Origin of the sequence: Streptomyces sp. NPDC058373, from assembly GCF_042723275.1 — a bacterium.
GTDB lineage: Bacteria > Actinomycetota > Actinomycetes > Streptomycetales > Streptomycetaceae > Streptomyces.
The window spans coordinates 68,397-93,708 of the sequence record NZ_JBHXJE010000015.1 but is presented as its reverse complement, the minus strand read 5'-3'; the positions used below and the strand labels follow the sequence as shown (position 1 = coordinate 93,708).

At 74.3% G+C, this 25,312-nt stretch carries 19 protein-coding genes; 8 read left to right on the top strand and 11 right to left on the bottom strand.

Annotated elements, in window-relative coordinates; all coding sequences use genetic code 11:
* Window positions 1-2: 2 nt before the first annotated feature.
* Complete coding sequence (gene tgmB, locus ACFWMZ_RS12190; RefSeq protein WP_383177214.1) at window positions 3-986, top strand: ATP-grasp ribosomal peptide maturase; 984 nt, start codon at window positions 3-5, stop codon at window positions 984-986.
* A complete protein-coding gene (gene tgmC, locus ACFWMZ_RS12185) occupies window positions 986-2,182 on the top strand; it encodes an ATP-grasp peptide maturase system methyltransferase (protein WP_383177217.1) in 1,197 nt (398 codons plus the stop codon). Before tgmB ends, tgmC begins: the two co-directional genes overlap by 1 nt.
* Window positions 2,183-2,191: 9 nt before the next feature.
* Here the strand turns inward: tgmC and ACFWMZ_RS12180 are convergent, their stop codons facing one another.
* A complete protein-coding gene (locus tag ACFWMZ_RS12180; protein ID WP_383177220.1) occupies window positions 2,192-2,635 on the bottom strand; it encodes a GNAT family N-acetyltransferase in 444 nt (147 codons plus the stop codon).
* A 116-nt stretch (window positions 2,636-2,751) separates the two neighbouring features.
* On the opposite strand from ACFWMZ_RS12180, the gene ACFWMZ_RS12175 reads away from it, so the two are divergent.
* The 3 genes from ACFWMZ_RS12175 to ACFWMZ_RS12165 all read left to right on the top strand — a co-directional run bounded on the left by ACFWMZ_RS12175 (window position 2,752) and on the right by ACFWMZ_RS12165 (window position 7,040).
* Window positions 2,752-5,415, top strand: a complete 2,664-nt coding sequence (locus ACFWMZ_RS12175; protein WP_383201189.1) for a CocE/NonD family hydrolase — start codon at window positions 2,752-2,754, stop codon at window positions 5,413-5,415.
* Window positions 5,412-6,290 carry an ABC transporter permease gene (locus ACFWMZ_RS12170; RefSeq protein WP_383201186.1) on the top strand — a complete coding sequence of 293 codons (879 nt, stop codon included), beginning with the start codon at window positions 5,412-5,414 and terminating at the stop codon, window positions 6,288-6,290. Before ACFWMZ_RS12175 ends, ACFWMZ_RS12170 begins: the two co-directional genes overlap by 4 nt.
* Before the next feature lie 90 nt (window positions 6,291-6,380).
* The gene (locus tag ACFWMZ_RS12165) at window positions 6,381-7,040 is read left to right on the top strand and encodes a GntR family transcriptional regulator (RefSeq protein WP_383201182.1); all 660 of its coding nucleotides are present in this window, start codon (window positions 6,381-6,383) and stop codon (window positions 7,038-7,040) included.
* A gap of 19 nt (window positions 7,041-7,059) precedes the next feature.
* Here the strand turns inward: ACFWMZ_RS12165 and ACFWMZ_RS12160 are convergent, their stop codons facing one another.
* The 5 genes from ACFWMZ_RS12160 to ACFWMZ_RS12140 all read right to left on the bottom strand — a co-directional run bounded on the left by ACFWMZ_RS12160 (window position 7,060) and on the right by ACFWMZ_RS12140 (window position 15,758).
* Window positions 7,060-8,640: an FUSC family protein gene (locus ACFWMZ_RS12160; protein WP_383201179.1), complete on the bottom strand. Its 1,581-nt coding sequence runs from the start codon at window positions 8,638-8,640 to the stop codon at window positions 7,060-7,062.
* Between the two features lie 675 nt (window positions 8,641-9,315).
* Window positions 9,316-11,067 carry a hypothetical protein gene (locus ACFWMZ_RS12155; RefSeq protein WP_383201176.1) on the bottom strand — a complete coding sequence of 584 codons (1,752 nt, stop codon included), beginning with the start codon at window positions 11,065-11,067 and terminating at the stop codon, window positions 9,316-9,318.
* Between the two features lie 3 nt (window positions 11,068-11,070).
* Window positions 11,071-13,167 carry an NB-ARC domain-containing protein gene (locus tag ACFWMZ_RS12150; RefSeq protein ID WP_383201173.1) on the bottom strand — a complete coding sequence of 699 codons (2,097 nt, stop codon included), beginning with the start codon at window positions 13,165-13,167 and terminating at the stop codon, window positions 11,071-11,073.
* 139 nt (window positions 13,168-13,306) lie between these two features.
* A complete protein-coding gene (locus ACFWMZ_RS12145) occupies window positions 13,307-14,857 on the bottom strand; it encodes an alpha/beta fold hydrolase (RefSeq protein WP_383201170.1) in 1,551 nt (516 codons plus the stop codon).
* 499 nt (window positions 14,858-15,356) lie between these two features.
* A complete protein-coding gene (locus ACFWMZ_RS12140) occupies window positions 15,357-15,758 on the bottom strand; it encodes a peptidoglycan-binding protein (RefSeq protein ID WP_383176633.1) in 402 nt (133 codons plus the stop codon).
* 325 nt (window positions 15,759-16,083) lie between these two features.
* Here ACFWMZ_RS12140 and ACFWMZ_RS12135 point away from each other — a divergent pair, with 325 nt between their 5' ends.
* Window positions 16,084-17,109: a peptidoglycan-binding protein gene (locus ACFWMZ_RS12135; protein ID WP_383201167.1), complete on the top strand. Its 1,026-nt coding sequence runs from the start codon at window positions 16,084-16,086 to the stop codon at window positions 17,107-17,109.
* The gene (locus tag ACFWMZ_RS12130; RefSeq protein WP_383201165.1) at window positions 17,106-18,029 is read left to right on the top strand and encodes a DUF2690 domain-containing protein; all 924 of its coding nucleotides are present in this window, start codon (window positions 17,106-17,108) and stop codon (window positions 18,027-18,029) included. Before ACFWMZ_RS12135 ends, ACFWMZ_RS12130 begins: the two co-directional genes overlap by 4 nt.
* A gap of 202 nt (window positions 18,030-18,231) precedes the next feature.
* Here the strand turns inward: ACFWMZ_RS12130 and ACFWMZ_RS12125 are convergent, their stop codons facing one another.
* The 5 genes from ACFWMZ_RS12125 to ACFWMZ_RS12105 form a co-directional block, all read right to left on the bottom strand.
* Window positions 18,232-19,143, bottom strand: coding sequence for a Gfo/Idh/MocA family protein (locus tag ACFWMZ_RS12125; protein WP_383176642.1), 912 nt, complete (start codon window positions 19,141-19,143; stop codon window positions 18,232-18,234).
* Window positions 19,144-19,159: 16 nt separating this feature from the next.
* Entirely contained in the window at window positions 19,160-20,386 is a 1,227-nt protein-coding gene (locus ACFWMZ_RS12120; protein ID WP_383201162.1) for an ROK family protein, read from the bottom strand.
* 122 nt (window positions 20,387-20,508) lie between these two features.
* Window positions 20,509-21,393 carry a carbohydrate ABC transporter permease gene (locus ACFWMZ_RS12115; protein ID WP_383176652.1) on the bottom strand — a complete coding sequence of 295 codons (885 nt, stop codon included), beginning with the start codon at window positions 21,391-21,393 and terminating at the stop codon, window positions 20,509-20,511.
* Window positions 21,390-22,370, bottom strand: coding sequence for a carbohydrate ABC transporter permease (locus tag ACFWMZ_RS12110; protein WP_383201159.1), 981 nt, complete (start codon window positions 22,368-22,370; stop codon window positions 21,390-21,392). Before ACFWMZ_RS12110 ends, ACFWMZ_RS12115 begins: the two co-directional genes overlap by 4 nt.
* 233 nt (window positions 22,371-22,603) lie before the next feature.
* Window positions 22,604-24,010, bottom strand: coding sequence for an ABC transporter substrate-binding protein (locus ACFWMZ_RS12105; RefSeq protein ID WP_383176658.1), 1,407 nt, complete (start codon window positions 24,008-24,010; stop codon window positions 22,604-22,606).
* A gap of 144 nt (window positions 24,011-24,154) precedes the next feature.
* Here ACFWMZ_RS12105 and ACFWMZ_RS12100 point away from each other — a divergent pair, with 144 nt between their 5' ends.
* Window positions 24,155-25,201 (top strand): zinc-binding alcohol dehydrogenase, encoded by a 1,047-nt coding sequence (locus ACFWMZ_RS12100; RefSeq protein ID WP_383201156.1) that lies wholly within the window; start codon window positions 24,155-24,157, stop codon window positions 25,199-25,201.
* The last annotated feature ends 111 nt before the right edge of the window (window positions 25,202-25,312 follow it).

Genomic DNA, 25,312 nt, shown 5'->3' with positions numbered 1-25,312 from the left:
CGATGGCTTCCACCGTCCTGGTTGTCACCGCGCTGGAAGACGTCACCGCGGACTGGGTCATCGCCGCGCTGAACGAGCGCAGGGTGCCGGTCGTACGTGTCGATCCGGCTGACATCGGCCATGGTCTTGTGTTCGGCGCACGTATCGGCGCCGGATCGCAGGCTTGGGCCGGACGGCTGGTCACCGGCAGTCGGGAGGTGGAACTGGGGGAGGTGGCGGCGGTGTACTACCGCCGCCCCACCCCGTACGCCGTCCGCTATCAGCATCTGCCGGCCCAGCAGAGGGACTTCGCTACCGCCGAGGCCAGGCACGGCCTCGGCGGCGTCCTGAACCACCTGCACTGCGCCGTATACGTCAATCACCCCGGCGCGGTCACGGCGGCGGACTTCAAGCCCGCACAACTTCAGCTCGCGCCCCAGTTGGGCCTGGCCATCCCGCCGACACTAGTCACCAATGACATTGAAGATGTCCGCGCATTCGCCGCGGATCACGGGTCCATGATTTACAAGACGTTTCGCGGCCTGCCTCGCGACCAGGACGGGCACACTGGTGCGATCTGGGCTCAGCGCGTGGATCCAGGCGCTCTCGACGGCACGCTTGCCGTGACGGCCCACCTGTTCCAGGCGGAAGTCCCCAAGGTTGGAGACGTGCGCGTCACCGTCGTCGGACGGCGGGTGTTCGCACAGCAAATCGCCGCTCCAGACGGCGCCCTGGACTGGCGCCGCGGCGATTGGGACAAGCTCCGGCACGCCCCGATCCGCGTCCCCACGCCCGTCGAGACCGCGCTACACAGTTACCTTGCCGCGTTCGGTCTGGTCTTCGGTTGCTTCGACTTCGCCCTGATCGGTGAGGGCGACCGTCTGGAGGACTGGGTGTTCATCGAATGCAATCCCAACGGGCAGTGGGGCTGGCTGCCCGACGCCGACGCCATTGCCCATGCGTTTGCCGAAATCCTGAGCACAAGCACGGAAGGAGCCGGAGCGTAATGCTGCCCGCCGACCAGGAGACCGATGCCCCTCATCTGCGCCATGCGATGGTGGAGGCCCTAGCCAACGACGGCATCCTCACCGCCCCCGGTTGGCAGGCCGCTGTTGAGCGGGTGCCGAGACACCGGTTTGTGCCGGGCTTCTACCTGCCCGCTGACGAGCGTGACCGGCAAGGCTTGACCGTATGGGAGCCCGTCACACCCAGGCTCGACTACGGCAGGTGGCTGGCCGCTGCGTACTCCGACACCACCCTCATCACGCAGTTCGACAGTGACGAACCTGACTGGAGTGACCCCTCCCCGCGGCACGGTGGGGCGCCCACCTCGTCCTCCACACTGCCCTCCCTTGCCGTACAGATGTGGGCCGACGCGGAGGTGGCTGAGGGGCACACCGTGCTGGAGATCGGCACGGGTACCGGCTACTCCACTGCGCTGGCCTGTGAACGCCTCGACCCCGCCGACGTGACCTCGATCGAGGTCGACCCGCGTCGGCTGGAGCAGGCGGCAAGTGCACTGTTCGCCTGCGGTTACACCCCCACCCTCGCTGTGGCGGACGGCCTGTACGGATACTGGCCCGAGGCCAAGTTCGACCGCGTTGTGGCCGCGTGTTCCTTCCGTGCTGTACCACCTGCCCTGCTCGCGCAGACTCGGCCGAGCGGGAAGATTCTGCTGACCCTCTCGGGGTGGCTCTACGGATACGCCCGAGTCCTGCTTACGGTGAAGGGCGACGGCACCGCTGAAGGCAAGCTGTTGGGCGGCACGGTGTCGTTCATGTCGGCCCGAGCGCATGCAGCACCGGTGTTTGGCAATCCTGCCCACTGGGCCGCAGGGCTTCCTCGGACCGCCCGGACGGCGCGGCAAAGTCCGGAGAGGATCACTGCCGCAACCGAGGAAGCGTTCCACCTGCGTTTCCTCGCTCAATGCGCCGTACCTGACGCACAGATGACGACCGTCGGTGACATCGTGTATCTGGTCGACGTCGTCACCGGCTCCGCCGCCACGCTCACCCCAGTCGGCGACAGGTGGGAGGTGCGCGAGGGTGGCCCAGTGCGGCTGTGGGAGCGTGTCGAGGACCTGCTGTGCGCGTACGACGAGGCCGGGCGGCCCGGACCGGAGACGTTCACCCTGCACGTGGACGACGGAGGCCAGCATGTGCGGCATCCGCAGCTGCCCGCTCTGCCGCTGCCGAGGCTGTGAGTAGCCCGCTCACCCGAACTCCCACCCCAGCATCGCGAACCGCCCCTCGTTCACCGCACCCGCCGACCGGTAGGCGGCCAGGGCGGCCGTGTTGCCGGTCTCGACGCCGACCCACATGCCGTGGCAGCCGCGGTCGCGGGCGACGCGGGTCAGGGCCTCGATCAGGGAGCGGCCGATGCCCCGGTGACGGTGGGCCGGGGCCACCCCCAGCTCGTAGAGGAGCATTTCGGCGCCTTTGTCGGGATGGGCCGTCTCCACGCCCGAGACGAACCCCACAGCCTCCTCGCCGGCATACGCGAGCAGCAGGTGATGCCCCTCACGTTCGAGGAAGTCCAGGGCGTGCGCCGGGCGGACCGGAGCGTCGAACAGGCCCTCGGCGGCGATCAGTTCGGCAACGCTGCGAGCAGGGCGGATCTCCGGCGCGGGCGGCGGGGCGGGCGAGGTCGAGGTCATGGGTACGGACTACCACGGATGCGGTACGCGGCACGCGGGTATACGCCTCGCGCAGCACGTCAGGGTCCACCTGGAGGGGGCACAGAGCACCCTTCGCGCGCCCGTACCGTGGGTCCATGCGTCTCAACAAGCACGGACCGCCCCGGTGGAGGGCAGCCCTCGCCTCGGCGGGTGTCCTGGCCGCTCTGCTCGTCCCGGCGGGCTCCGCGTCGGCGGCCGACGACGGCGGGGTGAAGCGGCAGGACCAGATACTCAGGACCGGGAGCGGCGTCCGGATCGACACCTCCTACTTCACCGCGGGCGGCGACGGCCGCCGCCCCGCCGTGCTGCTCGCCCACGGCTTCGGCAGCACCAAGACCGACCTGCGCGCCCAGGCGCAGAAGCTGGCCCAGGACGGGTACGCCGTCCTCACCTGGACCGCGCGCGGCTTCGGGAAGTCGAACGGCAAGATCGGGCTCAACGACCCGAAGGGCGAGGTGGCCGACGCCTCCAAGCTCATCGACTGGCTCGCCGAACAGCCCGAGGTCCAGCTCGACGGCGACGGCGACCCGCGCGTCGGCATGACCGGCGCCTCCTACGGCGGCGCCGTCTCCCTGCTCACCGCCGGCCACGACGAGCGGGTCGACGCCATCGCCCCGCTCATCACCTGGTGGGACCTGCCCGAGGCGCTCTTCCCGAACGGCGTCTTCAAGAAGCTGTGGACCGGCATGTTCCTGTCCACAGGCGGCGGTTGCGAGCGGTTCGAGGACGAACTGTGCGCCATGTACAACCGCGTCGCCGTCTCCGGGAAGCCCGACGCGAAGGCCCGCGAACTGCTCGCCACCCGCAGCCCGAAGGCGGTCGCCGACCGCATCAAGGTGCCCGCCCTCTTCGTGCAGGGACAGCAGGACTCCCTCTTCCCGCTCTCCCACACCGACCAGGCCGTCCAGGCGCTGAAGAAGAACGGCCAGCCCGTCGCCGTCGACTGGATGGCCGGCGGCCACGACGGCGGCAACCCCGAGGCGGCCCGCGTCGAACAGCGCGTCACCGACTGGTTCGACCGCTACCTCAAGCAGGACGAGAACGCCGACACCGGGCCCGCCTTCCGCGTCACCCGCACCGGCGGCGTCGACTCCACCAACGGCGCCGCCCAGCTCCGCGGCGCCGGCGGCGACAGCTATCCCGGCCTCGCCCACGACCCCCGGCGCATCCCGCTGGCCGGCCGCGAGCAGAAGGTCGACAACCCGGCCGGGGCCGTCCCGCCCTCCGTCTCCACCCTGCCCGGACTCGGCGGCGGCGGACCGGGCGGCGGCGAGAGCGCCGACCAGGGCAGCTCCATCGCCCAGCTCTCCTCCCTCGGCGTCGGCGTCTCCTTCGACTTCCCCGGCCAGCACGCCCGCTTCGACTCCGCGCCGCTGACGAAGGACCTGCGGATCACCGGCTCCCCGACGGTCCGCGTCAAGGTCTCCGCCGACACGGAGGACGCCGTCCTCTTCGGCAAGGTCTACGACGTGGCCCCCGGCGGCAGGAGCCAGGTGCTCCCGGCCCAGCTGGTCTCCCCGATCCGGGTCACCGGCGCCGACCAGGGCCGCACCCTCACCCTGAAGCTCCCGGCGATCGACCACGAGGTCCGCCAGGGCCACTCGCTGCGCGTCGTCCTCTCCGCCACCGACCTCGGCTACGCCTCACCCGCCGAACCGGCCACCTACCGGATCGCCGCCGAAGGCCCCCTGAACGTGCCGACGGCCCCCGCCGTCCGCACCGCCGCGACCCCGCTGCCCGCCTGGATCTGGGCGCTGCCGCTCGGCGCGGCCGCCGTCGCCGCCGGGCTGCTCCTCCTCGGCCGCCGCCGCACCACCGCGCCCCCGGCCGACCCGGAGCTGACCGGCGTACCGCTCAGGATCACCGGCCTCAGCAAGAAGTACGCCGGGTCCGCCGACCGGTACGCCGTACGCGACCTCTCCTTCGGCGTCGAACGCGGGCAGGTGCTCGGCCTCCTCGGCCCCAACGGCGCCGGGAAGACCACCACCCTGCGGATGCTGATGGGCCTCATCCGGCCCGACGAGGGCGAGATCCGCGTCTTCGGCCAGGCCATCCGGCCCGGCGCGCCCGTCCTCTCCCGGGTCGGCGCCTTCGTCGAGGGCGCCGGCTTCCTGCCGCACCTCAGCGGCCGCGCCAACCTCGACCTGTACTGGCAGGCCACCGGCCGCCCGGCCGAGGACGCCCACCTCGACCAGGCCCTGGAGATCGCGGGGCTCGGCGGTGCCCTGGAGCGCGCGGTGCGCACCTACTCGCAGGGCATGCGGCAGCGGCTCGCCATCGCCCAGGCCATGCTGGGCCTGCCCGACCTGCTGATCCTGGACGAGCCCACCAACGGGCTCGACCCGCCCCAGATCCGAGAGATGCGCGAGGTGATGATCAGGTACGCCTCGGCCGGGCGCACCGTCATCGTCTCCAGCCACCTGCTCGCCGAGGTCGAGCAGACCTGCACCCACCTGGTCGTCATGGACCAGGGGCAACTGGTGCAGGCCGGGCCGGTCGCCGAGATCGTCGGCAGCGGCGACACCCTGCACGTCGGGCTGGCCGCCCCCGTCGACGCGCCGCTCGCCGACAAGGTCGCGGCGCTGGCGGGCGTCGCCGCCGTCGACCCCACCGAGAACGGGCTCCTCGTCCGGCTCGACGGCATCGGCGCCGACCAGCTCGTCGTCGAACTCGTCCGCCTCGGCGTGCCGGTGACCTCGGTCATGCCGCACCGCCGCCTGGAGGACGCCTTCCTCACCCTGATCGGAGGTACCGGATGAGCACCCCCGGCACCCTCACCGACCCCGCCCGCACCGACCCGACCGCACCCGGCTACCGGCCCGGCCGGACCCTGCCGCTGCGCGTCGAGGCGGTACGCCAGCTGCGCCGCCGCCGAACCCAGGTGATGGCGGCCGTCCTCGGACTGCTGCCGTTCGTCATGGTCGCCGCCTTCGCCATCGGCGGCGAACCCGAGCAGCGCGGCCGGGTCAACCTGATGGACACCGCCACCGCCTCCGGGCTCAACTTCGCGGCGGTCTGCCTCTTCGTCTCCGCCGGGTTCCTGCTGGTGGTCCCGGTCGCCCTGTTCTGCGGCGACACGGTGGCGAGCGAGGCCGGCTGGTCCTCACTCAGGTACCTGCTGGCCGCCCCCGTCCCCCGCGCCCGCCTGCTGTGGAGCAAGCTCGTCGTCGCGCTGGCCTTCAGCGCCGCCGCGATGGTGCTGCTGCCCCTGGTCGGCCTGCTCGTCGGCGGCCTCGCCTACGGCTGGGGGCCCCTCCAGATCCCCACCGGCGGTTCCCTCCCGGCGGGCGAGGCCCTGGGCCGCCTGCTCCTGGTGGTGGCGTACGTGTACGTGTCGCAGCTGGTCACCGCCGGTCTGGCGTTCTGGCTCTCCACCCGCACCGACGCCCCGCTGGGCGCGGTCGGCGGCGCGGTCGGCCTGACCATCGTCGGCAACGTCCTGGACGCCGTCACCGCCCTCGGCGACTGGCGCGCCTTCCTCCCCGCCCACTGGCAGTTCGCCTGGGCCGACGCCCTCCAGCCGGAGATCGCCTGGTCCGGCATGCTCCAGGGCGCCTCGGTCTCCGTCAGCTACGCCCTCGTCCTCTTCGCGCTGGCCTTCCGGGGCTTCGCGCGCAAGGACATCGTGTCCTGAGACGGCAGGACCGCGGCGTCTCGGCCGTCCGCCTCCCCGGCAACCGGGGGAGCGGGCGGCCGTCGCGTTCCCCGCCTCGATAATGGCCGCATGGGACAAGCGACACCGACCGCCGAGCGGGCCTACGAGCACGTGAAGGAACTCATCCTCGACGGCACCTACGACAGCGGTGAACTCCTCTCGGAAGGGCAGGTCGCCACCGAGCTGGGCATCTCCCGCACCCCGGTCCGCGAGGCGTTCCTCCGGTTGCGCTCCGACGGCTTCCTGGAGCTGTACCCGAAGCGCGGCGCCCTCGTCGTGCCCGTCTCCATCGGCGAGGGGCGCGACATCATGCAGGCCCGCCTCCTCCTGGAGAGCTTCGCGCTGGACGCCCTCGCCGCACGCGGCCCCGAGGCCCTGCGCCGGGTCGGCGACGGCCTGGCCGCGCTCTGCGGGCCCGCCGCGACCCCGCGCGAGGCCCGCGACGCCGGGCGCGCCTACCACGCGGCGCTGGTCGCCGCCGCGGACAACCGCACCGTCACCGGGCTCTTCGAGACGCTCTGGCACCAGCACCAGCGGTTCACCGCGGCCGCGCTCGCCGGCCGCCAAGAGGTCGCCGAGGACACCGCCGAGCACCTGGCACTGGCCCGCGCCCTCCAGAGCGGCGACGCGCCCGGCGCCAAGGAGCTGCTGCACCGGCACATCGGCTCCATCCTGCGCCGCGCCGGGGTCGACGGCGAAGGGCTGGGCCTCCCGGACCGGGTCGCCTGAGCGGCGGGGGAGCTTCCGCTCAGCTCCGCCCGCCCGCCACCACGTACGCCGTGATCGCGTCGCAGCCCTGCTCGGCGCGGGCCACCCGGCGCTCCAGCACCGGGAAGCGGTCCGGGTCCCGGTGGGGTTCGGCGCCCGCCGTGTCCAGGGCCTGGCGGGCCTCGGCGAGGCGGCGGTAGGCGGTACGGCGCAGCTGGTGCCGCTCGTCGGGGGAGGCGGTGGGCGCCCGCCGGTCGTAGCGGCGCCAGGCCCGGTCGGCGGCGGCGACGCGCAGCTCGGCCCGGACCCGCCACGAGTCGGGGCGGGTCAGGAAGTGGGCGGTGAGGACCAGCGCGGCCGCGATCACCGTCTCCAGCACCCGGGAGGGCAGCAGCTGCCGGTCGTCGCCGAGGAAGTCGATGAAGACGAAGACGATCACGGTCAGGCCGAAGGTGGAGAGCGCGTAGTGGTAGCGCACGCCCGCCGCCATCACCGCCCCGAAGGCCGCCGCCACCAGGGTCAGTGCCCACTGCTCGGCCACCAGCCACGCCACCAGCGCCACCATGCCGACCCCGGCCACCGTGCCCAGGCAGCGGTTGAGGGCCCGCCCGAAGACCGGCCCCAGATCCGGCTTGTAGAGGAAGGCCACGGTCATCGGCAGCCAGTAGCCGCGCGGCCCGTGCAGCAGGTGGGCCACGACCACCGCGACCAGCGTGCAGCCGCCCAGCAGCAGCGCGAACCGCAGCCGCTCCGCGAGGCGCGGCCCCTCGTACGCGGGCGGGTCGGGCAGCAGGGTCAGGGCGTGGCCCGGCGCCCGGTACACCTCGGCCAGCGCCCGCAGCGCGGGGGTGTCGGCGGTGAACGGCGGCTCCAGCTCCTCCGCCGCCTCGGCCGGCGCCGGACGCCCGCCGCGGACCGGCGGGACCACGCGGGCGGCCAGCAGCGACGGCACCCGGACCACCGCCGGGGGCAGCGGGCGGCCCTCCACGACCAGCGCGGTGGCCGCCTCGACCAGATGGACGGCGGCCCGGAACGCCACGATCAGCCCGCCGATGTGGGTCGGCCGTTCGGCGTGCTTGCGGGAACTGTGCACCGCCAGCAGGTCCTGGGCGGTGTTGAGGGCCAGCGTCATCCGCGCCCGCGCCTCGGTCGCCCCCGAGGTGCCCGCCCGCGACAGCGCCTGCTCGGCCGCGTCGAAGACGGCGATGACCGCCTCCCGCTCCGGGCTGTTGCGCCGCCACAGCCAGGGCAGGCAGGTCAGCGCGAGGGCGAACAGGGCGCCGCCCAGCAGCTCCAGCGGCCCCGCCCACCAGGGCCCGGGCACCGGGATGCCGGTACCGACGGTCGCCCCGAGCAGCAGGTGCATCCCGGCGACCGAGGCGAGCGGCCCCCCGACACTCACCCACCCCGACACCAGCCCCGCCGCCGCCAGCAGCGCCGCGATCACCGCGATGTCCCCGTGCCGCAGCGCCGTCGCCCCCGCCAGCAGCCCGACCGCCGCCGACCCTCCGAGCGCCGCGATCCGCAACGCCCGCGCCTTGTACGGAGCGGCGCTGTCCTGCCCCACCGCCCACAGCCCCCCGAGCCCCACGGCCACCCCCGCCACGGGCTGCCCCACCATCAGCCCCACCATCAGCGGAACCGAGACAGCGAGCGCCCCCCGCACAGCGGCGGCCCGAGGAAACGGCGCCCGAGCAGCCCGCAGCGACCGCCCCAGCCACCCCGGCACCGCCCCACGAAGAGCGAAACCACGGGAGAACAGGGCGCTGCGCGTGCTCATACGGTTCCTTTCGGACGACGGACGACGGGACGGCGGGCAGCCCGGACCGTCATGGGTACTCGGCCAGCATCTGGCCGGGCCTCCACGGGCGGGCAGCCCCTTGCTCGGGGCTCTGCCGACGGTCGGCCACCCTTCTCCGGGTTCCACCGGCGAGCGGTCACCATTCGCCGCCTCCAACGGCAACCCGCCACATCTCAGCCCGGCCACATCTCAGCCCGGCCGTCGCGGCCGGCCGCATCTCGGCCCAGCCACATCTCAGCCCGGCCGGCGTTCGAGGCCATCAGTGACGGACGGGGACGACCGGAGTCACGACCGACCACCCCAGCCCACCGCGGCACCTACAGCCCGGCCGGCGCTTGAGGCCACACCACCCCGGGCAGCACCGACCGGGACGTATGCATACAAGGATAGATGCAACAGGTGCCAAACACATTGCCCGAAGGTTTCGCGCACCCGAAGACCCCGCCAACCCGCCTGCCCCCCTGCTCCGGCCCCCCTGAGGCCCGAGGGGGGGCGTCATCCACCCCCGGGCGCAGCCCGAAAGACAACCCGGCACACATGCCGCCCGGTACGAACCACCATCGGCGCCCCCAGCTCCCCACCCCGCTCCGGGGCGGAGCCCAGCAGATGCACGGCACAGCCGAGCACCACAGGATCGAGCCGCGCCCGAGCGGCCCCCCAGGGCCGCTCCGCCGCGGCCTCCCACACCCGCCCGTCCCGCACCCGCACCAGACACCGGTCGGTGTCGAGCGCGGCCACCGCCACGCTCAGTCCCGGCAGCCGCCGGAACGCCTCCTCGGCCCACTCGGTCGGCGCCGTCGCCGCGTCCACCAGGGTCCGCGCCAGCACGTCGGCGCTCTGCGGCCAGAGCGGATGGGTCTCCTCGTCGGTCACCGCGTAGAACCCGCGCGGCTCCGTCTCGTGGCGCGGGGCCAGCGGATGCCGCCGTACCTCCACCACCCCGTCCGGGCCGACCCGCCCGGTCACGTCGAAGGCGGTCGGCGCCCGGTGCGCGAGCGGCCGCGGATCGGGGACGGGCTCCGGCTCCGGGGTCGCGGCGGGCGTCCCGATCCCGGCGGCGGCGAGCAGCCCGTACAGCAGCTCCTGGGTCAGCGCCGCCGACTTGTCCGGCGCCTCCCACTGGCTCTCCACCACCGGGCCCAGCCGCTCCGGGTCGTGCGCGGCGTCCGCGCGCAGCAGCTGTTCGTACAGGTCCCCGGCGACGTCCAGACGCGGCGCCCGGCGGGCGAAGTCGGCCGTGGGGGAGGCGGCGTCCAGCTCGTCCAGACCGGTCGCGGCGAGCAGCACCGTCCGGTCGAGCGCCGCCGAGTACAGCGAGGTGCTCCCGTGGTCCCCGACCACCCAGTCCCCGGCGACGACCGCGGCCCGCCACCCCTCCTCGGGCGGGACGACCAGCAGCCCCGCGTCCATCGCCCGCTCCAGCCGCTCCAGCACCCCGCGCCTGCTGTGCCGCGCCCACACGTTGGGGTGCAGGACGGCGGCGACCGCGTACTCGTCCGCGGGCAGCGAGGTGACCAGCTCCAGCGGCAGCTCCGGGTGGGTGCCGAGCAGCGAGTGGCTGGACCAGGTGGAGTGCAGGACCACCAGCCGGCGTCCGTCGACCGCGCCGAGCAGCGCGCGGTAGCGGTCGCGCAGCGGCAGGCTGCGGCGGATGCGGTCCAGGCAGATGTCGCCGACGACGGCGGCCCGCTCCACCGCCTCCGGGCAGGACCCGGCGAGCCGCCCCAGCTGCTCCGAGTGCGACACCCCGATCGCCGCCGGGACGACCTTGCCGCGCCAGGTCAGCTCCCGGCGCGAGAGTCCGGCGGGCGCCGTGGCGTCGCCGGTGGCCTCGGTGACGAGCCGGTTGTACCCGGCGCCGTGCGGCAGCACCACCAGCGGCGCGTCGAGCTGCCGCATCGAGTTGTTGACGGTGCACGCCACCGCCAGGTCGAAGGAGCGCCGGGTCGCCTCCGGCCAGCTCAGCAGCCGGTCGCCGACGCCGAGCGAGGTGAAGTAGGCGTGCAGCCCTTCCGCGAAGGCCGACCCCGGGTTGACGGTGTAGTACGTCTCGATGCCGTCCTCGCGGCGCAGCAGCGGCAGCACGTCCAGCAGCCGCGTCGCCGAGGTCAGGGTGCGGGCCACGCACAGGACGTGCGCCTTGGGCGCCTCCCAGGTGTCCCAGCGGTCACGGCCGGAGCCGCGCTCGCCGCGGAGCGGGCGCCCGGGACGGCGCGCCCCGGACCGGCCGGGCAGGCGGAACCCCACGGATCACGCACCCCCGCCCCGGTCGCCCGGCCCCCGCAGCTCCGCCAGGCGGCGCTCGCAGCTCTCGGCGAGCGCGGTGTCCCCGGACCGCCCGGCGAGTTCCTTGAGCAGTTCCAGCCCCTCGCGGACCTTGGCCAGCAGCCGCTGCCCGTTGGCCTGCTCCACGGCGTCGGTGGCGGCCACGAGGGCCTGCTCCACCGCTCCGGCGTCCGCGTGCACCCGGGCCGTCATCAGCGTCAGCCGGGGGATCATCGACACGTCCCCGGTCTCCCGGGCCAGCCGCAGCGCCCCGTCCAGCAGGCGCCGGGCCTCGCCGTGGTCGCCGCAGGCCCGTACGGCGTCGGCCAGGTGGTAGTTCTGCACGACCATGCCGTGCCGGTCGCCGCACTCGGTGTTGGCGGCGAGCGAGGAGGTGAACAGGGCGCGGGCGTCGGCCGGGCGGCCCTGGCCGAGCGCGACCAGGCCGCCGGTCTCCCACAGCATGCCGCGCAGCCGGGCGTCCTCGGTGAGCTCCAGCAGAGGCTCCCCGGCGCTCAGTTCGGCGGCCGCCCGGTCCAGGTCGCCGAGGGCGCGGTGGGCCCGGGCCAACTGGTTGCGCATCCGGATCTCGGCGTCGGGCCGGTTCTCCCAGCGGGCCGCCTCGATGCCCAGCGGGTGCGCCTCCAGGGAGTCGGCGTGACGGGCCCGGTTGTGGAAGAGCGGCCAGAGCGACTCGCAGAGCCGCCAGACCGCGTCGTGCAGCCCGTCGCGGGAGGCGGCCCGCAGCACCGCGAGGAAGTTGCCGCGCTCCGCGTCGAGCCAGTCGAGCGCCTGCCCCTTGCCGCTGAACGCGCCCTCGGGGAAACCGAGTTCGGTCAGCGAACGGGTGGGCGCGGCCTGCAGGCGGAAGCGGCTGCCGAGCGCCCGGTCGGCGTGCGACGCCGCCTCGGTGTAGAAGTCGGTGACGGTGCGGAGCAGGGACCGGGCCGCCTCCTCGGGCAGCGCGGCGGCCTCGGCGGCGGCGTGCGCGCGGGCCAGGTCGTGCATCCGGAACCGGTGCGGAGGCCCGGCCGGGGTAGCGCCGTCCCGCTCTGGTCCGGCCGGGACGACGAGGTGGCTGGTCAGCAGGTCGCCGAGGGCGTCGTCGGCCCGGGGGAGCCCGGCCGCGCGGGGGAGCGCGGCGGGGAAGGTGGTGCCGGGCAGCGCGCCCAGGAAGCGGTACAGGGCCCGCGTGTGGTCGGGGAGCTGCCGCAGCACCGAGTCGAAGACCTGCTCCATCACGTCCACCGTCCCTTCGTCGGCCGAAGCCGTGCCGTCCGTACCCTCCGCCGGACCCCACGGCCCGGCGGACCCCGGCGCCAGCGAGCGCACCGCGTCGTCCAGCCCCAACTGGGGTCGCCGGACCAGCCACTCGCCGACCGCGCGCAGCGCCAGCGGCACCCCGCCGCACCGCCGGACCAGTTCGGCGGCGGCCGGCTCCTCGCCCTGCGCCACCGGCCAGCCGCGGACGATCCCGATGGCCTCCCGTTCGTCCAGCGGGTCGACGACGAGCTGCACCGCGCCGTCCATCCGCAACGCGGGCAGCATGGTACGGCTCGTCGCCACCTGGAGTCCGTCGCCGGGGGTGAGGGCACGGACCTCCGGCGCCTGCCGGACGTTGTCGACCACCACCAGGACCCGCCTGCCCGTGGTCACCGTGCGGAACAGGTCGGCGCGGGCCCCCAGTCCGGCGGGCTGATGGGCGTACGGCACCCCGAAGGCGTGCAGCCAGTCGCCGAGCACCCCCGCCACGTCCACGGCACCGTCCCGGCGGACGTCGGCGAGGTCCACGTACAACTGGCCGTCCGGGAAGAGGGCGTCCAGGTCGCTGCGGACGCAGTGGGCGATCAGCTGGGTCTTGCCCACGCCGCCGAGCCCGGTCACCACGACCGTACGTACGCCCTGGCCGGCGGCCGCCTCGGCCAGCTGCCGCAGCGTCGCACGCTCCCGGGTCCGGTTGACGAACCCCGGCAGCGGGCGCGGGAGTTGGCGCGGCGGCCAGTACGGCGCAGGGGCCTCCATCACGAGCGAGTCGATGCGCTGGGCCTGCACCAGCGCGCCGACGACGGTCCCGCCGGACATCGTGTTCCTCGCCACGGCCCCGCCGCCCGGCCCGTCCCCGTCCACCACAGAAACCCCTCCCCGCCGTCCGTTTCGCCAAGCTCACCCTAGGCGCTGCCCCGGTGCGGGCGGGGGGAGTTGCCGCACAGGCCTCTCCGGGTCAGGGCTCACACACCGCGTCCCGCACGGGTGCCTCCTCCGGCGCGGTGAAGAACGCCGTGACGCGCCCCGCGCACCCCCCGTCCGCCAGCGTGCCGTGCTCCCCGTCGGCCACCACCAGCAGCGACCCCCCGGTCCGGGCCCGCATCGCCCGGGCCCACGGCAGCGGCGTCACCACCTCGTCCCGGTGGGCGACGAGCAGCAGCGGCCCCCCGCTCCGCCCCGGCACGACCGGCGCCCGGTCAGGGGCGGGCAGGCCGGCGCAGGTACTGGTCCCCGGCACCTCCCCGCTGCCCGGGAACATCGGCCGGGAGGCCCCCAGCACCGGGTAGGCGGTCCGCCGCTCGCCGTACGCCTCCCACTGCTCGGCGAACGACCGCGCGCGGGTCACCTGCGAGCAGATCATCACCGTCCCGGCGAACGGCGCCACCAGCGGCGGCGCGCCGGCCCGCGCCTTCCCGTCGCCGCCCCCGCCCGGCGCCCGGCCCCGGGCCAGCGCCGCCAGCGCGGCCGCCGCTCCCGCCCGGTCGGACGGCTCGGCGTCCAGGTACTGGTCGGCCTCGACCCGTCCGTACGTCCCCCCGGCCGCCCGCAGCGGCCGCGCCGTCAGCCGCTCCCGCAGGGCCAGCAGCCGCTCGCGTACCTCCTCGGCGGTGGCGCCGAGCCGGTAGCGGCCGGAGCGGGCGGCGATCCACCCGGTGAACCGCGCGAACCGCTCCTCGCGGGCGCGCGTCACCCCGTCCAGCAGCCCGCGCAGATCCGGGTCCGGTGCCACCACCGACTCCAGCAGCATCCGGCCGGACCGCCCGGGGAAGAGCGTCCGGTACGTGACGCCGAGACTCGTCCCCCACGACACCCCGTAGTAGTGCAGCCGGGGCGCGCCCAGCGCCGCACGCAGCGCCTCCAGGTCGCGGGCGGCGTCGGCGGTGGTCAGCGAGGCGACCCAGGCCGGGTCGGCCTCCGCGCACGCGGCGTGGGCGCGGGACAGCCGGTCCCAGTAGGCGCGGGCGGCGTCACGCGCGGGCACGGCGGCCTGCGGACCGGCGTCCAGGGACTCGGCGGCGGGGCAGGCGGCGGGCCGGGAGCGTCCGGTGCCGCGCACGTCGAGACCGACCAGGTCGTACCGGTCCAGCAGGCCGCGCGCCCCGCCGCCCGCGACGCCCACCGGCATCAGCCGCCCGGAGACGCCGGGCCCGCCCGGGTTGAGCGCCAGCGGCCCGGCACGGCCGCCACCGGTGGACGGCAGCACCGCCACCGCCAGACCGAACCGCCGCCCGTCCGGCTCCGCCCAGTCCACCGGCACCGTCAGCGTGCCGCACCGCAGCCGCTCCGCGTGGAGCGCGTACGCCGGACGGTGCTCCGCCGCACCCCACACCTGCGCCTCGGCCTCACTCGGCACCGGGCATTCGCGCCAGGCCAACTCCCCGACGGCCCCGCCTTCCACCCCGACCGCCACCGGACGCGCCCCGCCCCCGGAACACCCACCCGCCACCACCCCCGCGAGAACCACCCCCACCAGCAGCCGCACCCCGCTGAACCCTCTCCCACCCACCACAACTCCACCCATGGACGACCAAAGCCAGCCCGACGATAGACACCCCACCCGCCCCCACCCCACGACGCGCCCCACCCCTACGCCAACCGAGTGCCCCCACCTACCGACCGCACGTCCCACCCACCCCGACCCCGACCGCCGATCGGGCACAACACGCGCCCCCCTCCAGCCCGGCAGGCGTCGGCGGCTGTCTGCGCGACACCCTTCAGCCCGGCCGGCGCTTGAGGCCACTGACCGCCGGGTGGGAACGGCGCGCGCCCATTCCTCAGCCCGGCCGGCGTTTGAGGCCATCTGTGACCGTCGGGTCGGGACGGCGCGCGCCTTACCCACCCTCAGCCCGGCCGGCGCTTGAGGCCACTGACCGCCGGGCCGGCACGGCGCGCACCCATCCCTCAGCCCGGCCGGCGCTTGAGGCCCCTGACCGTAAGGCCCGGGACGGCGAGCCCACCCTTACAGCCCGGCCGGCGCCTGAGGCCAAGCCGCGGCCCCGCGCGGCTCACCGCTTGCCGTAACGCAACATCTCCCACGTCTTCGGCCCGACCATCCCGTCCGACAGGGCCTCGCTCCCGTAGTACCACTGGAACCAGAAGACGGCGGACTCGGTCGTCGGACCGAAATCACCGTCGACGACGAGCCGCTTGCCGGTCTGCTTCGGCCAGATGGTCGTCTCGTTGATGAGCGCCTGGATCTCCTTCACATGGGCGCCGTTGCTGCCGCGCTGGGCGAAGGTGCTCCCGGTGTGGTAGCCGCAGTACAGGCCCACGGTGCTGACCCCGCGGCAGGTGTCGGCGGCGACCGGTACGGGCGCGGCGGCCGCCTTGGCCGCGGGCAGCAGCGCCAGTGCGGCGGCGGCGACCACTCCGGCGGCGACGGAACGAACGAGCTGACGGCTGCGCATGGGGTCCCCCTGTCGTCGGGCCGGGACGTCCCGGCACGGGAAGGCGCCACCGGGGCCTCCGGGCCGGTCCCCCGTGCCGGCCCGGAAGGCGCTGGTGGCGCGGTCCTCGCGGCTGCCCGGGCCGCCGGTCCGCGAGGGGACCGTGGGGCGCCGGGCGGCGCGGTGTGACGGGCTCCAGCCTCCCGGGCGTGGCCGATCACCGCCACCCGGCTGGGCGACTTGGCGGTATTCTGGGTCGTCCCAGGCTCTGACCAGGGAGTTTTCCCGCCCAGGAGAGCATGTTGGGGTCCACCGGAGCCGGGGTACTTGGGGGAGGACGCAGAGCATGCCGCCGTGGAAGACGCTGCCGGAGCACCTCGATCCGCAGGCCAGACGGCTGGTCGACCGGATGAGGAGGCTCAAGGACGCCACCGGGCTCAGTTTCACGGCTTTGGCCACGAGAACGAGTTACAGCCGTTCTTCCTGGGAGCGCTATCTGAACGGCCGAAAGCTGCCGCCCGCCGAGGCGGTCACCGAGCTGGCCGTACTGTCGGGCGCCGACCCCGACCGCATGCTCGCCCTGCACACCCTCGCCGCCCAGACCTGGACGGCGCAACCACCGGCCAAGGACGCCGCCCCGGCAGCGGGCCCGGAGCCGGGCACGGACTCCGCCGACCCCGCCGCTCCCGCCAACTCCACGAACAGCGCGGCAGAACGGGACGAGGCCAGGGGCGCGGCGGAGGAGCCCGCCCCCCGGCCCGCCGGCGCCGCGTCCCGAACCGCAGGCGTGCCCGAGGCAGACACCGGCGGTGTGGCCGCCCTGGGCTCCGACGCCCCGGATCCCGCCGCCGAGCAGGCCGACCCCGCAGCCGGGCCCGACAGCGGCCGGCCCGTGGTCATCGGCGCCCCGGCCACCGCGGCGAAGCCGGCCCGGTCGCGCTCCGCCCGCCGTACCCTGCTGGCCGCCGGAGCCGCGCTCGTCGTGGTCGCCGGGGTGCTGGCCGTCGTCCTCACGCTGATTCTGCCGGGCCGGGGCACCGCCGGGACCAGCGAGGAGGAGCACCGCCGGGTCGCGGTCGAGGAGTTCGCCTTCGAGCCCGGCCGCACCTACGCCTGCGACATCCACCGCTTCGAGGGCCGGCTCTACGCCGGGCGCAGCGAGACCACGGAGGCCCTGCTCCAGCAGATCACCACCAGCTGGGACGTGGTCGAGGCGCAGTGCCTGCTGGAGCACCGCGGTTACCGCATCGGCGGCGTCGACGGCGCCTACGGGGCCGCCACCGAACGCGCCGTGAAACGGCTCCAGGACAAGGAGGGCCTCGTCGTCGACGGGATCATGGGACCGCACACCTGGGAAGCGCTGCGACGGTGACCGGCGAGCTGCCCCTGGAATGCGCCCACCTCGCCCGCGAACTCGCCGCCCTGCGCGCCTCCACCGGGCTGAGCCTGGCCGGGCTGGCCGCCCGCACCACCGCCAGCAAGTCGTCCTGGCAGCGCTACCTCGGCGGCACCAAGATCCCGCCGCCCGAGCTGGTCCGCGAACTCTGCGCCCTCGCCGACGAGCCCCCGGCCCGGCTCCTCGCCCTGCGGGAACTGGCCGAGCTCTCCCGGCGCCACCCGCAGCCGGAGGCGGCGCCGCCCCAGCCCGGCGAGCCCGCCGAGCCGGTGGTCCCGGCGCCCCGGGAAGAGGCGGAGCCCGGCCCGGGGGACAGGCGGGACGGTGTCGCCCCGCCCGCCACGCGTCAGACCCCCGTGTCCCCGCCCGACGAGCCGTCCGCCTCCCCGGCCGGGCCCACCGCAGCCGCGCCCGCCCGCGTCCCCCACTCCCGGCGCCGCCGCGTGGCGCTCGCCGGGGCCGGGGCGCTGGCGGCGGCCGCCATGGTGGCGGGGGCGTTGCTGCTCGGCGGGGCGCGGGAGGACCCGGAGGCCGAGTCGCTCTGGCCCGGCTGCGTGGGCCGGGAGTGCCGGGGCAAGTCCTCGCAGGCGCAGGGGTGCGGCATCTCCGGTAGCGGGCTGCGGACCGTGGCGGAGCAGGGGTTCGGTGAACAGACGGCGGTCGAGATCCGCTACAGCCCGTCCTGCCGGGCGAGTTGGGTCCGTATCCGGTTCGGCGCGGTCGGCGACCGCATCGAGATCACCGGCCCGGACCGGGAGAGCCAGTCGGCCGAGGTCGTCGACAAGTACGACGCCCTCGACTACCTCTCCACCCCCATGCTCGCGGGCGGCCCCGAGGGAATGACAGCCTGCCTGGTCCGCGCCGACAGCGACAAACGCCACTGCTTCGAACCGTGACCGACCCCGGACCCCGAACCACCTCGGCAGGCAACCTCCAGCGTGGCGGACACCCCCAGGCCCGGCAGGCAACCTCCGGCCCGGCCGGCGTCTGAGGCCCGACCAAGCCCGGCCGGCGTCTGAGGCCCGACCAAGCCCGGCCGGCGCTTGAGGCCATCTGTGACAGCGGCCCCACGCAACCACCAGGCCGGAGAGCCCCCCGTCAGCCGCGCAGCGACCTGCCCGCCTGGTCAAGGAGTTCCTGAAGACGCAGCCCCCGCGCGGCATCCGGAGCGGTGGTGACCCCGCTGCGCACCGCCGCCGCGAACGCGGCCCGCAGCACCGGCCAGCACTCCTCGTGATCGATCCCCGCGGTGTCGTACACCAACTCCCCCTGCTCCCCGAAGAGCTCCACACGCGTCCGGGCCCGCGGCAGGCGCACGGCCCCGGAGAGGGAGGCCTGGCTGACCGCCCCGTTCTCGTGCGTGCAGGTCAGCTCGGTCCAGCGACGCGGATCCCCCGCGGCGCTGACCGAGACGATCGGCGCGACGGCCGCGTCGAGCAGGTCGAGGAGGTGCGGGCCGAGGTCGAGCAGTGCCCCGTGCTCCAGCCGCCAGGTGGTTGCCTGGTCGCCTTCGAGGAAGGCGCCGTGCAGGTAGCAGGAGCGGGCGCCGGTGGTGTCGTGGGCGGCGGCGCGGGCCAGGAAGGCCTGGGTCGCCGGGTGGTAGCGCTTGGTGAGCACCAGTTGGGAGACGACGCCGTGCTCCGCGACTGCCTCCGCCACGCTCCGGGCCGCCACCAGATCCGCGCCGAGCGGCTTCTCCAGCAGCAGCGCCCGCCCGGCCGCCGCCGCGCGGACGGCCAGCGGCGCCTGGACCGCCGGGGGCACGGCGAAGGCCACCGCCTCGCAGGAGTCGAGCAACTCCTCGAAGGAACCGGCCGCCTTGGCGCCGTGGGCCGCCGCCACCTCGGCCGCCGCCTCGGGCCTGCGCGCCCAGACGGCGGTGAGGGTGGTCTCGGGCCCGGCCGCGAGGATCCGGGCGTGCATGGTGCGCGCCCACGGGCCCGCGCCGACGAGTCCGACCCGGACCGGAGGGTGGTTCTGGGCGGGGGCGGTGGGTACCGAGTCGTGCATGGTGCTCTCCGGGGTGCTACTGGGGGACGGCCGCGAGCGCGCCGGTACGGCTGAGGGCGGCGAGCCGCGCGTCGGCCCGGTCGGGTGCGTAGAGGTGGTCCACCACCATGGAGGCGGCGCCGACGAGTCCGGCGCGGTCGCCGAGGTCCGAGGTGAGGACCTGGAGGTTGGCGGTGGTGCGCGGCATGGCGCGCTGGTAGAGCAGTTCGCGCACCCCGGTCAGGAACGGGGTGCTGGCGAGGTCGCCGCCGAGGACGAGGACGCCGGGGTTGAGCAGGGTCACGACGGTGACGAGGACCTCGCCGACGCGCTGCCCGGCCCGCCGCGTGAGGCGTACGGCGTCCGGCTGCCCCGCCGTGAGGTGGGCGCGCACGTCGAAGCCGGAGGCGGTCGGCACGCCCGCCTCGGTGAGCTGCCCGGCGATGGCCCCGCCGCTGGCGACCGCCGCCAGGCAGCCGGGGGAGCCGCACATGCAGACCACGTCGGGCCGGTCGTGCAGCCGGATGTGGCCGATGTCGCCGGCGCCGCCGTCGATGCCCCGGTACACCTCGCCGTCGACCACGACACCGGCGCCGATGCCCGTGGACGCCTTGACGAAGACGAAGGCCCGGCAGTCGGGGTGGTGGGTGCGCTGCTCGCCGAGGGCCATGAGGTTGGCGTCGTTGTCGACGAAGACCGGGAGCGGGCCGCTCTCGTGTCCGGCCCCGACGTGCTCGGCGTAGAACTCGCGGAACCGCTCGCGGAGCGCGTAGCTGTCCCAGCCGGGCATGATCGGCGGCTGGACGAGCCGGGCCCGCTCCCAGTCGACCGGGCCGGGGACGGAGAGGCCGACGCCGCAGACCCGTTCCGGTCGCAGGCCGGTCCGGTCGAGGAGCGCGCCGAACCAGCGGGCGAGGCGTTCCAGGACGGTGTCGGGCCCGTCCGCTATCACCAGGTCCCCGCTGTGCTCGGCCAGCACCCGTCCGGAGAGGTCGGCCACGGCGGCGCGGCCGTGCCGCGTCTCCAGGTCGGCCACCAGCACCACGGCGTGGTCGGTATCGAACTCCAGCCGGGCGGAGGGGCGTCCGCCGGTGGAGGTGCCGGTGACCCCGCGCAGCCAGCCCGCGCGGAAGAGCTGGTCGAGCCGGTGGCCGACGGTGGAGCGGGAGAGGCCGGTGGCTTCCTGGAGCTCTCCCCGCGTCGTGGCCGCGCCGCTGCGGATGAGTCGCAGCAGGTGCCCGGCGCTCGCCTGGTTTCCCGCCATCAGCGTCTTCCGTCCTGTCCCGTCGTGGCCGGGCCTCGCCCCGGCATGTCACCGCCCACCCTGCCTGCTCCATGTTTCCGGCCGGGGGCGGCCCTGTGTCCCGGGGGTGCCCCCGGGCGGCCTCAGCCCTTGTCCGCCCCGGCCGTCAGCCCTTCGGTCAGCAGCCGTTCGGCGGCGAAGAAGAGGGCGACGACGGGCAGGGTGAGGACCACCGATCCTGCCATGAGGACGGTCTTGGAGACCTCGATGCCGCCCGCGAGCTGCTGGAGTCCGAGGGAGACCGTCCACTTGTCGGGGTCGGCGGCGAGGAAGAGGAGGGCGAAGAGGAACTCGTTCCAGGCGATCATGAAGACGTAGAGGCCGGTCGCCATGAGCGTGGGCAGGGCCAGCGGCAGGATGATCTTGCGGACCGTCTGGAGCCGCGAGGCGCCGTCGATGGCGGCGGCCTCCTCGATGCTGTGCGGGATGGTGACGAAGTAGTTCTTCAGCATGTAGATCGAGACCGGCACGGTCTGCGCGATGTAGACGACGGCGAGGCCGACCAGGCTGCCGGAGAGCCCCATCTTGGCGAACATCACGAAGAGCGGGACGGCGAGCAGGGTCGCCGGGAAGAGGTACACCGCCAGGAAGACCACGCTGACCTGCCGCCCGCCGAAGAACTTCAGCCGGCTGACCGCGTACGCCCCGGGGACGGCGGCCGCCAGCGTCAGCAGCACGGTCGCGATGGCGACCAGCGTCGAGTTGAGCAGCAGGGAGAGGAAGCCCTGACCGCCCTCGGAGGCTGGCTTGAGGACGTTCTCGTAGGTGGCGAAGGTGAACTCCTTCGCCGATATCCACAGCCGCCCGGGGTCGAGCAGCAGGGCGTCGATCGGCTTCACCGACAGCAGGAGCATGTAGTAGAAGGGCACGACCGTGATGAGCACCAGGAAGGCGATCACCACCCAGCGCAGGACCCCGAAGAGCCCTTCCTCGAACTGCGTACGGGTCATGCGGGACGCGCGGCTCATGCGGACTCCTCCTGCACCTTCTTGGCGAAGAACTTGAAGTAGACGCCCAGCAGGACCATCAGTACGACCGCCAGCACCAGGGCCTGGGCCGAGGCCGCGCCGACGTCGAAGCGCGAGGTGAGGAAGTCGTAGACGCGGACGGCGACGACATCGGTGCCGGATCCTCCGCCGGTCAGCAGGTAGACGTCGTCGAACTTGTTGAACGTCATGATGAAGCGGAGCACGCCCAGCAGCGCGATGACCGGCATGAGCTGCGGCAGCATGATGTGCCGGAACCGCTGGGTGGGTGTCGCCCCGTCCACCAGCGCGGCCTCCTCCAGCGAGTCCGGGACGGCCTGGAGCCGGGCAAGCATGAAGAGGAAGGCGAAGGGGAAGTACCGCCACGCCTCGAAGGCGATCACGGTGAGAAGCGCCAGCGGGATGTCGAAGTGCAGCCCGAGGAAGCCCACTTCGTACGAACGGGTGGAGAGGAAGGCGATCGGGTCGTCCCAGCCGAAGAGCGCGCGGCCCCATTCGTTGACGAAGCCGTACTGCGGGCTGAGCGCGATCTCCCAGACGAAGGCGACGGCGACGACCGGCGCGACGTACGGGAGGAGCATCGCGGCACGCAGGATTCCGCGGCCGCGGAAGGGCTTGCGCAGGGCGAGGGCGGCGACGAGACCGAGGACGACGGAGCCCGCGGTGGCGCCGACGGTGTAGACGAGGGTGGTGCCGAGGCTGCTCCAGAAGCCGGGCGAGCCGAAGACCTGCGCGAAGTTGTCCAGCGTCCAGCGGCCGAGGAGGCCGTTCTCCTGGATGTCGACCAGCTTGGCGTTCTGGAAGGCGAGCAGGACCGTCCACAGGATCGGCAGGATCACCACCACCAGCACCACGAGGAAGGTGGGGCTGACGAAGGCCAGCCCGGCGCGGTTCTCCCGGGCGGCGGCGGATTTCGGTGGGGTGCGGCGCTCGGTCGCGCCGGGTGGGGGCGTACGCATGGATGGGTACCTCGTGGGGTGCGGCGGGGGGCGCCGGGATGAGGGGAGCCGGTCGGGGCCGGGCGGGTGGGGCCGGGCCGTGGGCGGCCGTCCGTGGCGGGGCCGGGAATGGCCGCGCCGGACGCCGGTGTCAGGTGCCGGACGCGTGCGGTACGCGTTCCGGTGGGCGGTACGCGTCCGGTGCGGCCGTCGCGCGCCCGGGGCGCCGGTGGCCGGGCGCCGGGCGGGTGGCGTTACTGGAGGGACTTCTGGAGTGCGGCCACCTCGTCGGCGGCGTCCTCGGCCGCCTCGCGCGGGGTGCGCTGGCCGCTGGTCATGGCGCCGATGGCCTTGGCGACGGGGAGTTCGCCGTTGGTGGCGCCGACCAGGGTGCCCTGCCCTTCGGCCAGGCCCCAGCGCTTGATGCCGCCGACCCCGTCGAGGAGCTGGTCGGCCAGGCCGTCCGGGAAGGCGCCCTGGAGCGAGCGCCGCTTGTCGAGGCCCATGTCGGCGTCGCGCCAGGCGGTGCGGAAGGCGTTCGGGTCCTTCGGGGTGCCGTTGCGGACCGGGATCTTCCCCTCGGGGGCCATGCCGAACCACTCGGCGTACCCCTCGCCCATCATGTACGCGATGAACTTCCGGGAGGCCCCGGTCTCGGCGGTCCGGGTGACCGCCCAGGAGGTGATCTCGCCGAACTGCGCGGGCTCCTTGCCGTCGGGGCCCTGCATCGCCGGGACGACGCCGGTGTTGTCGGCGAGGAAGTCCGGGTCCTTCTTGCACTCGGGGCAGCTCGGGAGCGCGTCGGAGCGCAGCCCGGCCAGCTCGTCCAGGAGGAAGGACGACCAGACCATCATCGCGGAGCGGCCGGAGAAGTAGGTGGCCCGGGTGGTGTCGACGCTCTGGGTGCCGGGGGCGCCGTGCTCGCGGGCGAGGGAGTCGTAGGCGCGGAAAGCGGTCTGGCAGGCCGGGGACTCCAGCGCGACATCGCCCGCGTCGTCGACCAGCCGGCAGCCGTTGGCCAGGGCCAGGGACTCGAAGCTCTGCTGGGTGAAGACGTCGGAGGGGTCGGTGGCGAGCGAGATGCCGTCCCGGTCGCCCCGGTCCAGCTCGGCGGCGGCCTTGAGCGCACCGGCGTAACTGGCCGGGGGCTCCAGCCCGGCCTCCTCGAAGAGGTCCTTGCGGTAGACGAGGAGCTGGAGCCAGGCGTCGGAGGGGACGGCCAGCCGGGTCGCACCGTCGGCGGTGAGCGACAGCGCGTTGGGCTGGAAGGTCCCCGGGTCGAGGTCGTCGACGATCTGCTTCGCCACCTTGGTGTCGAGCAGCCCGTTGCCGTACATCTGCCAGACCTGGCCCATGGGCACGGCGCCGATGACGTCGGGCAGTTTCCCGGCGGCAGCCGCCGACATGATCAGTTGCGGGAGCTGCGACTCGTCCACGCCGACCAGGTCGACCTTGACGCCGGACTCCTGCTCGAAGCGGTGCACGACCTTCTTGGTCGCCGCCATCCGCGGTGGCAGGTTCTCCTGGGTCCAGACCGTGATCCGGTTGTCGGATCGCGCCTCGTCGGCCGACTCGCTCCCGCATCCGGCGAGCAGCCCGGCGACGAGGGTCGCGGCGAGCCCGGCGAGAGCCGCCCGCGTCCCTCGGGCCTTTTTCACCATGCTGTTTCCTCACCCCACTTACGTTGATCGTGACTGCATCTCAGCACCACTTTTGCTGCTTGACAAGACATAACTCTGAGATATCTTCGACCGAAGTCAGTGATCACCCCTCGCCCCCCACCCCCTCACCTCCGGAGCCATTCCGTGGAAAGCGTCGTCCAGTTCACCGGCCCCCGACAGGTCGAAGTCGCCCCGCACGAGAGCGCCGCACTCCCTCCCGGCCACCTGCGGGTCCGCACCCACTACAGCGGGATATCGGCGGGCACGGAGCTCACCGCCTACCGGGGCACCAACCCGTACCTGACCCGCACCTGGGACGCCGATGCGCGGCTCTTCCGCGACGGTGCGGCGGGCATCGAGTACCCGGTGGCCGGCTGGGGCTACTCCGAGGTCGGTGAAGTCACCGAGGTGTCGCCGGAGTCGGCCGGGCAGCCGGGCGTGCCCGCCGAGGGCGACCTGGTCTGGGGGATCTGGGGGCACCGCAGCGAGGGGATCGTGCCGGTCGAGCGGATGCTCGGGCACACCCTCCCGGCCGGACTGGAGCCGCTCGCCGGGGCCTTCGCCCGGGTCGGCGCCATCGCGTACAACGCGGTGCTGGCCGCCGACATCCACCTCGGCGAGGACGTCGCGGTCTTCGGGCAGGGCGTCATCGGCCTGCTCACCACCCGGCTCGCCCAGCTCAACGGCGCCCGCGTCACCGCCGTCGACGCCCTCGACGGCCGCCTCACCACCGCCCGCGCCTACGGCGCCACCCACACCCTCAACGCCCGGACCGACGACGTCGCCGAGCGCGTCCGCGCGTCCACCGGCGGCGCCGGGGCGGACGTCGCCATCGAGATCAGCGGGGTCTACCCCGCCCTCCACGAGGCCCTGCGCTCGGTCACCGTCGGCGGCCGGGTCGTCGCTTCCGGCTTCTACCAGGGCGACGGCGCCGGGCTGCGCCTCGGCGACGAGTTCCACCACAACCGGGTGCAGCTCGTCTGCTCGCAGATCGGCGGGGTCCCGCCGCAGCTCGCCGGACGGTGGACGGTCGAACGGCTTCAGCAGACCTTCCTCTCGCTGGTCGCCGAAGGCCGCGTCGACGTCTCGTCCCTGGTCAGCCATGTCGTCCCGGTCGACCAGGCCGCCGAGGCGTACGTCCTGCTCGACGAGCGCCCGGCCGAGGCGCTCCAGGTCGTCCTCAGCTTCTGAGCCCGTCCGGCCGCCGCCGTACCGCCTCCGGGTCCGTACGGTCTCCGGCCCGGTACGACGGCCCGCCGCCCCACACCTCACCCCCACGCGACGCACGCCCGGCGCCCCGCA